This window comes from Streptomyces sp. N50 (assembly GCF_033335955.1).
Classification (GTDB): Bacteria; Actinomycetota; Actinomycetes; order Streptomycetales; family Streptomycetaceae; genus Streptomyces.
In genome coordinates, this window is record NZ_CP137549.1 from 8,239,799 (window position 1) to 8,252,103 (window position 12,305).

Annotated in this window: 11 protein-coding genes; 8 read left to right on the top strand and 3 right to left on the bottom strand. The window is 71.9% G+C overall.

The window, feature by feature from the left end; translation table 11 throughout:
* Positions 1 to 62 precede the first annotated feature (62 nt).
* Positions 63 to 1,682 (bottom strand): ABC-F family ATP-binding cassette domain-containing protein, encoded by a 1,620-nt coding sequence (locus R2B38_RS36595; RefSeq protein WP_318020090.1) that lies wholly within the window; start codon positions 1,680 to 1,682, stop codon positions 63 to 65.
* A gap of 338 nt (positions 1,683 to 2,020) precedes the next feature.
* On the opposite strand from R2B38_RS36595, the gene R2B38_RS36600 reads away from it, so the two are divergent.
* Positions 2,021 to 2,854, top strand: a complete 834-nt coding sequence (locus tag R2B38_RS36600; protein WP_318020091.1) for an isocitrate lyase/phosphoenolpyruvate mutase family protein — start codon at positions 2,021 to 2,023, stop codon at positions 2,852 to 2,854.
* A 1-nt stretch (position 2,855) separates the two neighbouring features.
* Here R2B38_RS36600 and R2B38_RS36605 read toward each other — a convergent pair whose 3' ends face one another.
* Complete coding sequence (locus tag R2B38_RS36605; protein WP_318020092.1) at positions 2,856 to 3,272, bottom strand: SsgA family sporulation/cell division regulator; 417 nt, start codon at positions 3,270 to 3,272, stop codon at positions 2,856 to 2,858.
* A 241-nt stretch (positions 3,273 to 3,513) separates the two neighbouring features.
* Here R2B38_RS36605 and R2B38_RS36610 point away from each other — a divergent pair, with 241 nt between their 5' ends.
* From R2B38_RS36610 to mmpA, 3 genes are all read left to right on the top strand, one after another.
* Positions 3,514 to 4,608 carry an oxidoreductase gene (locus tag R2B38_RS36610; protein ID WP_318020093.1) on the top strand — a complete coding sequence of 365 codons (1,095 nt, stop codon included), beginning with the start codon at positions 3,514 to 3,516 and terminating at the stop codon, positions 4,606 to 4,608.
* Positions 4,609 to 4,681: 73 nt separating this feature from the next.
* Positions 4,682 to 5,371 (top strand): endonuclease V, encoded by a 690-nt coding sequence (locus R2B38_RS36615; RefSeq protein WP_318020094.1) that lies wholly within the window; start codon positions 4,682 to 4,684, stop codon positions 5,369 to 5,371.
* An 87-nt stretch (positions 5,372 to 5,458) separates the two neighbouring features.
* The gene (gene mmpA / locus R2B38_RS36620) at positions 5,459 to 5,596 is read left to right on the top strand and encodes a morphogenic membrane protein MmpA (protein WP_199810979.1); all 138 of its coding nucleotides are present in this window, start codon (positions 5,459 to 5,461) and stop codon (positions 5,594 to 5,596) included.
* A 280-nt stretch (positions 5,597 to 5,876) separates the two neighbouring features.
* Here mmpA and R2B38_RS36625 read toward each other — a convergent pair whose 3' ends face one another.
* Positions 5,877 to 7,055, bottom strand: a complete 1,179-nt coding sequence (locus R2B38_RS36625; RefSeq protein ID WP_318020095.1) for a saccharopine dehydrogenase family protein — start codon at positions 7,053 to 7,055, stop codon at positions 5,877 to 5,879.
* A 91-nt stretch (positions 7,056 to 7,146) separates the two neighbouring features.
* Here R2B38_RS36625 and R2B38_RS36630 point away from each other — a divergent pair, with 91 nt between their 5' ends.
* The 4 genes from R2B38_RS36630 to R2B38_RS36645 all read left to right on the top strand — a co-directional run bounded on the left by R2B38_RS36630 (position 7,147) and on the right by R2B38_RS36645 (position 12,299).
* The gene (locus R2B38_RS36630) at positions 7,147 to 7,542 is read left to right on the top strand and encodes an MmcQ/YjbR family DNA-binding protein (protein ID WP_318020096.1); all 396 of its coding nucleotides are present in this window, start codon (positions 7,147 to 7,149) and stop codon (positions 7,540 to 7,542) included.
* A 110-nt stretch (positions 7,543 to 7,652) separates the two neighbouring features.
* On the top strand, positions 7,653 to 8,840 hold the full coding sequence (locus tag R2B38_RS36635; protein ID WP_318020097.1) for a CaiB/BaiF CoA-transferase family protein: 1,188 nt from the start codon (positions 7,653 to 7,655) through the stop codon (positions 8,838 to 8,840).
* An 11-nt stretch (positions 8,841 to 8,851) separates the two neighbouring features.
* Positions 8,852 to 10,066 (top strand): acetyl-CoA C-acetyltransferase, encoded by a 1,215-nt coding sequence (locus R2B38_RS36640; protein WP_318020098.1) that lies wholly within the window; start codon positions 8,852 to 8,854, stop codon positions 10,064 to 10,066.
* Positions 10,067 to 10,106: 40 nt separating this feature from the next.
* Positions 10,107 to 12,299: a 3-hydroxyacyl-CoA dehydrogenase NAD-binding domain-containing protein gene (locus R2B38_RS36645; RefSeq protein ID WP_318020099.1), complete on the top strand. Its 2,193-nt coding sequence runs from the start codon at positions 10,107 to 10,109 to the stop codon at positions 12,297 to 12,299.
* The last annotated feature ends 6 nt before the right edge of the window (positions 12,300 to 12,305 follow it).

The following is a 12,305-nucleotide window of genomic DNA, read 5'->3' on the forward strand; positions in this document are numbered from 1 at the left end:
AGATGCGCGCCGAACGCCTCAGGAGGGGTGACCGAAGACCCCCGGAGGGGCGACCGAAGACCTCAGGCCGGGTGTTCCACCTCCTCCGGCGTGATCGTCCGCAGCTCCCCGTCCAGCAGCAGCCAGCGCGTGATGCCGATCGACGCGAGGAACGGCACGTCGTGACTGGCCACGATCAACGCCCCTTCGTACGACTCCAGCGCCGAGGTCAGCTGCCGCACGCTCGCCATGTCGAGGTTGTTCGTCGGCTCGTCCAGCATCAGCAGCTGCGGGGCGGGCTCCGCGAGCATCAGCGCGGCCAGCGCCGCCCGGAAGCGCTCGCCGCCGGACAGGGTCGCCGCCTGCTGGTCGGCGCGGGCACCCCGGAACAGGAAGCGGGCGAGCCGCGCCCGGACCCGGTTGTTGGTGGCGCCCGGCGCGAACCGGGCCACGTTCTCCGCCACGGTCAGCCCGTCGTCGAGGACGTCGAGCCGCTGCGGCAGGAAGCGCAGCGGGACATGTGTCACCGCTTCGCCCGCCACCGGCTCCAGCTCCCCGGCGATCGTCCGCAGCAGCGTCGTCTTGCCCGCGCCGTTGCGCCCGATCAGCGCGATCCGCTCCGGCCCGCGCAGATCGAGGCCGCCCGCCCGCGCGCCGTACGCGAGTTCCAGGTCCATGAGGGTCAGGACCTGACGGCCCGGCGGTACGGCCGTGTACGGCAGTTCCACGCGGATCTCGTCGTCGTCCCGTACGGCCTCCACCGCCTCGTCGAGCCGTTCCTTCGCGTCGGCGAGCCGCTCCTCGTGCAGGATGCGGTGCTTGCCCGCGGACTCCTGCGCGGCCCGCCTGCGCGCGCCCATCACGATCTTCGGCTCGCGCTTCTGCTCGAACATCTTCTGCCCGTACTTCTTGCGCCGGGCCAACTTGACCTGGGCGTCGGACAGTTCGCGCTTCTGCTTGCGGAAGTCCGCCTCGGCGACGCGCACCATCCGTGTCGCGGCGTCCTGTTCGGTGGTGAGGGCCTCCTCGTAGGCGGAGTAGTTGCCGCCGTACCAGGTGATCCCGCCGGAGCGCAGATCGGCGATCTGGTCGACGAGGTCGAGGAGTTCACGGTCGTGGCTGACCACGATCATCACTCCCGGCCAGGACGCGACGGCCGCGTACAGCCGCCTGCGCGCGTACAGGTCGAGGTTGTTCGTCGGCTCGTCGAGGAGCAGGACGTCCGGCCGTCCGAGCAACAGCGCGGCCAGCCGCAGGAGTACGGACTCACCGCCCGAGACCTCGCCGATGGTGCGGTCCAAGTCGATGTGTCCCAGGCCGAGTTCGCCGAGTGTGGCGATGGCCCTTTCTTCCACGTCCCAGTCGTCGCCGAGTGTCTCGAAGTGCTCCTCGGCCGCGTCACCGGCCTCGATGGCGTGCAGGGCGGCGCGCCGAGCGGCGATGCCGAGGGTCTCGTCGACGCGCAGGGCGGTGTCGAGCGTGACGTTCTGCGGGAGGTAGCCGACCTCGCCCGCGAGGCGCACGGTGCCGTCGGCCGGGGTGAGTTGACGGGCGATCAGCTTCAACAGGGTTGATTTCCCCGAGCCGTTGACACCGACGAGCCCGGTCCTGCCGGGTCCGAAGGCGGCGTCCAGGTCCTCGAAGACGGAGGTCCCGTCGGGCCAGGCGAAGGAGAGGGACGTACAGGTGACGGAGGTATGCATGCGGGCCTCGTGGGTGCTTGACGCGGTCAGGGGCAGACGCGTATCGAGACACCGCGAGGCGGGAGACTGGTCCCGGAGGCAGAGGGAAAGGCCCTGTTCCGGAGGACGGCTCGGACGCCGAGGTCGTACACGGCGGACACACCTCAGGGGTGTGTGACGCGGTGTCTCAGAACCTCAGACGAGCAACGTCCTACTCCGATCGACGGCAACAGAAGCAAGGGCAACGCTACGAACGGCCCCGGGGGGCTGTCAACGCATTTAACGGGAGCCCGCGACCCGCACGCCGATGTCGGATTCCTGCCAGCCAGAGCGCGCCCGCGCCTGCTTGAGTGGGGCGCATGACGAACCAGAACACCCTCCGTGACCGGGCTCTGGCCTTCCGCGCGCTGCATGTGCCGGGACATCCGCTGATCCTCCCGAACGCCTGGGACGCCGCGAGCGCCCGCATCGTCGAGGACGCGGGCGCGTCCGCCGTGGCGACCACCAGCGCGGGCCTGGCCTGGGCCCTCGGCGTGGCGGACGGCGACCGGCTGGACCGGGAGCGGGCCCTGGAGGCGGTCGCCCGCATCACCGCGAGCGTGGCCGTACCGGTGAGCGCCGACATCGAGAGCGGCTTCGCGAAGGACCCGGCGGGGGTCGCCGACACGGTCCGCGCGGTGCTCGCGGCGGGCGCGGTGGGGGTGAACATCGAGGACGCGCTCTACGGCGGTGAGGGCGTCCTGCGTCCGGTCGCCGAGCAGGCCGAGCGCATCGCCGCCGCGCGTGAGGCCGCCGACGCGGAGGGCGTGCCGCTGTTCGTCAACGCGCGCATCGACACGTTTCTGCGGGGTGCCGGGGGAGTGGACGCGACCCTGGAGCGGGCCGCCGCGTTCAAGGCCGCGGGCGCCGACGGGATCTTCGTCCCCGGGGCCGTCGAACCGGGAACGGTCAAGGAACTCGCCGACGGGATCGACGCGCCGCTCAATGTGCTGGTCGGCCCCGGCGCACCGCCGGTCGCCGAACTGGCCGCGCTGGGCGTCGCGCGCGTGAGCGCGGGCTCCAGCATCGCGGCGGCCGCGTACGCCGTGGTCCGCCGTGCCGCGCGGGAGCTGCTGGACACGGGTACCTACGGCGCGCAGACGGGAGGGCTCGGCTACGGCGAGCTCAACTCCCTGCTGGCACGGGGGAACTAGCTCAGCAGGCGTCCCGCATCAGCTCGGCGAGGTCGTGGTCCAGGTCGAGCTGGAGGTGTTCGAGACCGGCGGGCACCAGCTCGCCGGTGGCCTGCAGGAAGCGGCGTATCTCGGACGAGTGGACGTGCACGACGGCGGTCCCCTCGGGGGCGTGGAACTCCAGGACGGTGCGGTCGAAGCCGTAGGGCCGCACCCGCACGTCGCCATGGCCCTCGGCGCCGTGCAGACCGGCGGCGAGGAGTTCGCGGGCGAAGGTCCAGCAGACCTCGACGCCCTCCAGGGTGGCCGGCGCCGGGAAGGTCATCCGGACGGCGAAGGGGTCCCGCCGGTCGTAGTGCAGGGTGGCGGGAATGCTCGGCATCCGCGGTGCGGCGGCGACGAGACGGGCCTCTACGGGCTGCTCGATGACGATGGACAACGCCTTGCTCCCTTGTGTGACGGCGGTGCGAACTGCGGTGACGACCGGACGGACTCCCGTACGTATTCCGGAGCGGACCCCCGAGTGGATGGGTCCGCACTGGAAGAGACGCCGGAACGGGCCGATCCGTGCACATGAATTTCGAGTGACCTCTGTCACCGCCGCCCATATGCGCCCAAGGCGGGCGCGGGCATCTGGACGGCCTTCGGTGAGTGGGCTAGCTTCGCCCGCCATGAGGCGCATGGGGAAGACGCGACGGGTGGGACGTACGTACCGGAACGTGGCCGTGGCCATGGCGTGCGGGGCGGCGCTGGCCGCGCTGACCGCCGTACCGGCGCAGGCGCGGGACACGGCGCACCGGGCTCCGCACTGGGAGCTCAAGGACAGCGGGGCCGCCGACGTGCGGTTCCGGGGGCTGTCGGCGGTCAGCCGGAACACCGCGTGGGTGGCGGGGACCGCGGGCACGGTGCTGCGCACGACCGACGGCGGGGCGAGCTGGCGGAACGTCTCGCCGCCCGGCGCCGCGGATCTCCAGTTCCGGGACATCGAGGCGTTCGACGCGCGCCGCGCGGTGGTCCTGGCGATCGGCGAGGGCGAGACCTCCCGCGTCTACCGCACCGACGACGCCGGGGCGACCTGGACGGAGTCGTTCCGCAACACCGACGCGAACGCCTTCTACGACTGCATGACCTTCTTCGACAGCCGCCACGGCCTCGCGATGAGCGACCCGGTGGACGGCAGGTTCCGCATCCTGTCGACCGGCGACGGCGGCCGCTCCTGGAAGGTGCTGCCGAACACCGGGATGCCGGCCGCGCTCGACGGCGAGGCGGGCTTCGCGGCGAGCGGTCAGTGCCTGGTGAGTTCGGGGCCCCGTGATGTGTGGCTGGCCACCGGCGGGGGTGCACGCGCGCGTGTCCTGCACTCCGCCGACCGCGGCCTCACCTGGACGGCGACCGACACGCCGATCCCGGCCGGTGACCCCGCGCGCGGGGTGTTCGCCCTCGCCTTCCGCGACCGTACGCACGGCCTCGCGGTCGGCGGCGACTTCAACGCGGGCGCCCCGTCACCCCAGGCGGCGGCCGTCACGGGCGACGGCGGCCGCACCTGGAGCCCTGCCACGATCCCGCCGCCCGCCTACCGCTCCGGCGTCACCTGGCTGCCCCGCAGCCGCGGCACCGCCCTCGCGGTCGGCCCCACGGGCACCGACCTCACGACCGACGCCGGCCGAACCTGGAAGACGGTCGACACCGGCTCGTACGACACGGTCGACTGCGCGGCGGACCTGGGCTGCTGGGCGGCGGGGGAGAAGGGGCGCGTGGCACGGCTGGAGGACTGAGGAGCCGGGCGGGGGCCGTCGTGTCCCCGCCGCTTCTTCGCGCCCGCGAGATCCCCGTACGCTCGGCACCACCATGACGACCGTAAGCATTCCCGCGGGCTGGCCCGCGACCGAGGAGCAGGCCCGCGCCGTCCAGGACGAGTTGCGGGAGCGGGTGGTGACCGACGAACCCGGGCCACCGCCAAGGACCGGGCATGTCACGGGAGTTGATGTCGCCTACGACGACGAGCGCGACGTGGTGGTGGCCGCGGCCGTCGTCCTGGACGCGGCGGACCTCACCGTCGTCGCCGAGGCCACGGCTGTGGGCCGGGTCTCCTTCCCGTATGTGCCGGGGCTGCTCGCCTTCCGTGAAATCCCCACGGTGCTGGCCGCGTTGGAGGCGCTGCCGTGCCCGCCGGGCCTGGTGGTGTGCGACGGCTACGGCCTCGCCCACCCCCGCCGCTTCGGCCTCGCCAGCCACCTCGGCGTCCTCATCGGCCTGCCCACGATCGGCGTCGCCAAGAACCCCTTCACGTTCACGTACGACGATCCGGGCACCCCGCGCGGCTCCTCGTCGCCCCTCCGCGCGGACGCCGACGAGGTCGGCCGCGCGCTGCGCACCCGGGAGGGTGTGAAGCCGGTGTTCGTCTCCGTGGGCCACCGGGTGACCCTGGACAACGCCTGTGCCCACACACTGGCGTTGACCCCGGAGTACCGCCTCCCGGAGACGACGCGCAGGGCGGACGCGCTGTGCCGGCGGGCGCTGCGGGAGGCGACCGAGTGAGCGCCTGGGACGAGTCGGGTTCTGAGTACCTGATCTGAGTATGTGTACGGATGCGACCGCGCCCGCGTGATCGGCAGGCTGTCCCGCATGACAACCCACCGTTCCCCGAAGCCCGTTGCCCACCCGAGCCAGCCCGTCGAGCGGGCCGTGATGGTCGCGCTCGTCCTGTCCGTGGCGGCGGGCCTCGCCTGGATCGGCGGGATGATCTACACGCTGTGGCCGTGAGGCGCCGGTGGGGAAACGAGCGAGCCCCACACCGCAACTGACGGTGTGGGGCTCGGACTTGAGCGCCGGGCAGGCCTTGCACCTACATCTCCCCGCAGGAAGCGGGGCGTCTTTCCTTGGACTACCGACGCGTGACCAGACTCCGGGTGTTCCGGCGACCGGCTCATGATCCATCGTATCCCATTCCGAGGGTCCGTTCGAACTCCCTTGTGGGGGCGGCCAGTACAGGAACCGGCGGGCTCGTGTACTCAACTCGCTCACTCAAGGAGGCCGGTCACGCTCACCGGTTCGCGGCCACCCGGAACGTGATGCCCGCGCTCCGCAGCCGCTCGATGAGCGCGTCGCCCATCGCCACCGCCGTCGTCACCTGGCCTGCTGTGGGCGGGAGTTCGTCGAGGGCCAGGGAGAGGGCCGACTCGGCGAACATCTTCGCCGTCTCGTCGTAGCCGGGGTCGCCGCCCGCGACCTCCGTGAAGACCCGGCGGCCGCCGCCCTCGCCGACGAACTTCACGGAGAACCAGCTCTTCGCGCGCTTCTCCGGGCTCGGTCCGTCGCCGGGCTTGAGGCGGTCGGACAACCAGCGCCGGGCGGGCGGGAGTTGGGCGGCCGTGGCCAGGGCGCCGACCGCCGTGACCCCGCCGAGCGCCACGGGGAGGTGGCGTACGGCCGCGTAGTGGCGGTAGCGGAAGTCGGGGCCGTAGCGGTCCAGGGCCCTCGCGGATCGTTGGACGACCTGCGGGTCGATGGTCGGCAGGGGCACCGCCCAGGAGCCGACCTCCCCGGCGAACCGCGGTGCCCCCATGGGCGCGCCGGCCCGGCGGCCCACAAGACGCGGTTCGTGGCGGCGGCGCTCCCGGGCGGCGGCCAACACCTGTCGGCCGCGCCCGAGTTGGGTCAGCGCCGTGGCGAACGTGCCGCCGGAGAACATCGCGTCGGCGGTCACGAAGCCGTCCACCGTCAGGGGTACCCCCTCCGGCAGCTGCCGCACCGTGAAGTACGCCCCCAGGTCGTGCGGGATCGAGTCGAAGCCCGCGCAGTGCACCAGCCGTGCGCCGGTCTCACGCGCGCGTGCGTCGTGGCGGACGTACGTCAGGTCGACGAACTCCGGCTCGCCGCTGAGGTCGAGATAGTCCGTGCCGGCCTCCGCGCAGGCGGCGACGAGGTCCTCGCCGTAGGTGACGTAGGGGCCGACCGTCGTGGCCACCACGCGCGCGTGCTCGGCGAGTTCGCGCAGGGAGGCCGGGTCGGAGACGTCGGCGCGGAGCACGCCGACCGACGTGCCGGCGGGGAGCCGTTCGCGCAGGCGCTTCAGTTTGAGTTCGTCGCGGCCGGCGATCGCCCAGCGCAGGCCCTCGGGCGCGTGCGCGGCGAGATACTCCGCGGTGAGCACGCCGACGAAGCCCGTGGCTCCGAAGAGCACGATGTCGTAGGGACGGTCCGTCCTGTTCAGCCTGCTCATGACACTCCTGGATCCCGCAGCCCGTGCCGCTGTCGGTGGCTGAGGCTAGCGTGAAGAGTGCGGAGCCCGACGACGAGCCCGGAGGTAGCAGGTGGCCGTGGACAGGAACGCCCTGAAGAAGCGGGCGAAAGTACGCGAGTTCGCCCTTGGGCTGCCGGGTGCCGTCGAAGAGTTCCCGTGGGGCGAGAGTGTCGCCAAGGTCAACAAGAAGGTGTTCGTCTTCCTCGGTGTCGACGACGGCAGTCACCCGCCAGGCATGACGGTCAAGCTCACCGACGAGGCGGCCCACGCCCACGCGCTCACCGCACCCGGCGCCGAACCCGCCGGATACGGGCTCGGCAAGGCGGGTTGGGTGCACATCCCCCTCGCCGAGCAGGGCGCCCCGGCCGCCGAGCTGCTGTGCGACTGGGTGGAGGAGAGCTACCGCGCGATCGCCCCGAAGCGCCTGATGGCCGAGCTGGACGAGCAGGGCCGCGGCCGGCCGTGACTAACGGCGGGTAACTTGGCTAAGCGCTTGCTCGCCCAGGCCTTGTGTCGAGTGGAACATGTTCTTATCATCGCTGGTGTTACATCAGTTGTGTCAAAGCTGGGGGCTGGATGACAGCGGCAACGACGCCCGGGCACGGCCCGCTCTCCGGCGTGCGCGTCGTCGAGCTGGCCGGGATCGGCCCCGGCCCCTTCGCGGCCATGCTCCTCGCCGACCTGGGCGCCGACGTCGTCCGCGTCGACCGGCCCGGCGGTCCCGCACTCGGCGTCGCCCCCGATTACGACGTCACCAACCGCAACAAGCGCTCGGTCCTCGTCGACCTGAAGGCGCCCGACGGCCCCGCGCGCGTGCTCGACCTCGTCGCCCGCGCCGACATCCTCATCGAGGGCAACCGCCCGGGCGTCACCGAGCGCCTCGGGGTCGGCCCCGAGCCCTGCCTCGCCCGCAACCCCCGCCTGGTCTACGGCCGGATGACCGGCTGGGGCCAGGACGGCCCCCTCGCCGAGCGTGCCGGGCACGACATCGCGTACATCGCGCTGACCGGCACCCTGGGCATGATCGGCAGCCCCGGGGAGCCCCCGCCGGCCCCCGCCAACCTGCTCGGCGACTACGCGGGCGGCGCGCTCTACCTCGTCGTCGGCGTCCTCGCCGCCCTGCACCACGCGCGCGTGACCGGCACCGGCCAGGTCGTCGACGCGGCCATCGTCGACGGCACCGCCCATCTCTCCGCGATGATCCACGGCATGCTCGCCGCCGGCGGCTGGCAGGACCGGCGCGCGGCCAACCTCCTCGACGGCGGCTGCCCGTACTACGGCACCTACGAGACCGCCGACGGCAGGCACATGGCGGTGGGCGCTCTGGAGCCGCGGTTCTACGACGAGTTCACGCGCCTGCTCGGCCTCGCCGACTTCGCCGACGCCCGCCGGGACTGGACCCGTTGGGGCGAACTGCGCGAGGCGGTCGCGGCCCGCTTCCGGAGCCGTACGCGGGACGAGTGGACCGCCGTCTTCGCGGGCACGGACGCGTGCGTGGCGCCCGTGCTGTCGCTGCGCGAGGCCCCGCACCATCCGCACCTCGCCGCGCGCGGCACGTTCACCGAGCACGGCGGGATCACCCAGCCCGCCCCCGCACCCCGGTTCTCCGCCACGCCCACCTCGGTGCGCGGCGGACCCGCCCTGCCCGGCGCCGACACCTCCGGCGTGGCCCGCGACTGGGACGTCCCCGGACTCGTCGACGCCGTAGAAGACTCCCGTCGAGCCGTGGATGATCTTCATCGAGCCGTCGAAAACCCTCATTGAAAGGCTTGTCAGTGAGCACCGAAGCGTATGTCTACGACGCGATCCGCACCCCGCGCGGGCGCGGCAAGGCGAATGGATCCCTGCACGGCACGAAGCCCATCGACCTGGTCGTCGGACTCATCCACGAACTCCGTGACCGCTTCCCGGACCTGGACCCGGCCGCGATCGACGACATCGTCCTCGGGGTCGTCGGCCCGGTCGGCGACCAGGGTTCCGACATCGCCCGGATCGCCGCCGTGGCCGCCGGACTGCCGGACACGGTGGCCGGAGTGCAGGAGAACCGCTTCTGTGCCTCGGGCCTCGAAGCCGTCAACATGGCCGCCGCCAAGGTGCGTTCGGGCTGGGAGGACCTCGTCCTCGCCGGTGGCGTCGAGTCGATGTCCCGGGTGCCGATGGCCTCGGACGGCGGCGCCTGGTTCAACGACCCGATGACGAACCTCGCCGTCAACTTCGTACCGCAGGGCATCGGCGCCGACCTGATCGCCACGATCGAGGGATTCTCCCGGCGCGACGTGGACGAGTACGCGGCGCTCTCGCAGGAGCGCGCGGCCACCGCCTGGAAGGAGGGCCGCTTCGACCGGTCCGTCGTCCCGGTCCTGGACCGCAGCGGCCTCGTGGTCCTCGACCAGGACGAGCACCTGCGCCCCGGCACCACCGCCGACTCCCTCGCCAGGCTGAAGCCGTCCTTCGCGGACATCGGCGAACTCGGCGGCTTCGACGCCGTGGCCCTGCAGAAGTACCACTGGGTCGAGAAGATCGACCACGTCCACCACGCGGGCAACTCCTCCGGCATCGTCGACGGCGCCTCCCTCGTCGCCATCGGCTCCAAGGAGGTCGGCGACCGCTACGGCCTCACCCCGCGCGCGCGGATCGTCTCCGCGGCCGTCTCCGGCTCCGAGCCCACCATCATGCTCACCGGGCCCGCCCCGGCCACCCGCAAGGCCCTCGCCAAGGCCGGGCTGACCATCGACGACATCGACCTCGTCGAGATCAACGAGGCCTTCGCCGCGGTCGTCCTGCGCTTCGTACGCGACATGGGCCTCACCCTGGACAAGGTCAACGTCAACGGCGGCGCGATCGCGCTGGGCCACCCGCTCGGCGCGACCGGCGCGATCATCCTCGGCACGCTCGTCGACGAACTGGAGCGCCAGGACAAGCGCTACGGCCTCGCCACGCTGTGCGTGGGCGGCGGCATGGGCATCGCCACGATCGTCGAGCGCGTCTGAACACCCCAGCGGCAGCAGAGACTTCTACGGAGAACCCCTCATGACCGAGAGCACCACCATCCGCTGGGAACAGGACGACACCGGCGTCGTCACCCTCGTCCTCGACGACCCGGACCAGTCCGCGAACACCATGAACGCGGCCTTCCGGGACTCCCTCGCCGCGATCACCGAGCGCCTGGAGACCGAGCAGGACTCCATCCGCGGCATCATCGTCACCTCCGCCAAGAAGACCTTCTTCGCCGGCGGCGACCTGCGCGACCTCATCCGCGTAACCCCGGACACCGCCCAGGAGTTGCTCGACGGCGGCCTCGCCATCAAGCGGAACCTGCGCCGTATCGAGACCCTCGGCAAGCCGGTCGTCGCCGCGATCAACGGCGCGGCCCTGGGCGGCGGTTACGAACTCGCCCTCGCCTGCCACCACCGGGTCGCCCTCGACGCGCCCGGCTCGAAGATCGGCTGCCCGGAGGTCACCCTCGGCCTGCTCCCCGGAGGCGGCGGAATCGTCCGAACGGTACGGCTGTTGGGCATCACCGACGCGCTGCTGAAGGTGCTGCTCCAGGGCACCCAGTACAGCCCGCGCCGTGCCCAGGAGAACGGTCTCGTCCACGAAGTGGCCACCACCCCGGACGAGTTGATCGCCAAGGCCCGTGCCTTCATCGACGCCAATCCGCAGTCGCAGCAGCCCTGGGACAAGCCCGGCTACCGCATCCCGGGCGGCACTCCGGCCAACCCCAAGTTCGCGGCCAACCTGCCCGCCTTCCCGGCCTCCCTGCGCAAGCAGACCAACGGCGCGCCCTACCCGGCCCCGCGCAACATCCTCGCCGCCGCCGTCGAGGGCGCCCAGGTCGACTTCGAGACCGCGCAGGTGATCGAGGCCCGTTACTTCGTGGAGCTGGCGGCGGGCCAGACCTCGAAGAACATGATCCAGGCGTTCTTCTTCGACCTCCAGGCCGTCAACTCCGGCGCCAACCGCCCCCAGGGCATCGCGTCGCGCCCGGTCCGCAAGGTCGCCGTCCTGGGCGCCGGGATGATGGGTGCGGGCATCGCCTACTCGTGCGCCCGCGCGGGCATCGACGTCGTCCTGAAGGACGTGACCGCGGAGGCCGCGGCCAAGGGCAAGGCGTACTCCGAGAAGCTCTGCGCCAAGGCCGTCTCCCGCGGTCGTACGACACAGGAGAAGGCGGACGTGCTGCTCGCCCGCATCACCGCCACCGCCGACCCGCAGCAACTCGCGGGCTGCGACGCGGTGATCGAGGCCGTCTTCGAGGACACCTCGCTCAAGCACAAGGTGTTCCAGGAGATCCAGCACATCGTCGAGCCCGACGCGCTGCTGTGCTCCAACACCTCCACCCTCCCGATCACCGCCCTCGCCGAAGGCGTGGAGCGGCAGGTCGACTTCATCGGGCTGCACTTCTTCTCGCCGGTCGACAAGATGCCCCTCGTCGAGATCATCAAGGGCGAGCGCACCGGCGACGAGGCGCTCGCGCGCGCCTTCGACCTGGTCCGGCAGATCAAGAAGACACCGATCGTCGTCAACGACTCGCGCGGCTTCTTCACCTCACGGGTGATCGGCCAGTTCATCAACGAGGGCGTCGCGATGGTCGGCGAGGGCATCGAGCCCGCGTCCATCGAGCAGGCCGCGGCGCAGGCCGGTTACCCGGCCAAGGTCCTTTCCCTGATGGACGAGTTGACGCTCACGCTCCCGCGCAAGATCCGCAACGAGTCCAAGCGGGCGGTGGAAGAAGCGGGCGGCACCTGGCCCGGCCACCCCGCCGAGGCCGTCATCGACCGCATGGTCGACGAGTTCGGCCGCCCCGGACGCAGCGGCGGCGCGGGCTTCTACGACTACGACGAGAACGGCAGGCGCGCCGGGCTGTGGCCGGGCCTGCGCGAGCACTTCACCCGTGAAGGCGCCGAGAGCCCCTCCGAGACCGTGCCGTTCGAGGACATGCAGGAACGCATGTTGTTCTCCGAGGCGCTCGACACGGTCAAGCTCCTGGAGGAGGGCGTCCTGACGTCCGTCGCGGACGCCAACATCGGGTCCATCTTCGGGATCGGATTCCCCGGCTGGACCGGCGGCGTCCTCCAGTACATCAACGGCTACGAGGGCGGCCTGCCCGGCTTCGTGGCACGCGCGCGTGCGCTCGCCGAGCGCTACGGGGAGCGGTTCACGCCGCCCGCGCTGCTCGTGGAGAAGGCGGAGAAGGGGGAGCGCTTCAGCGACGCGGCCTGAGGCACG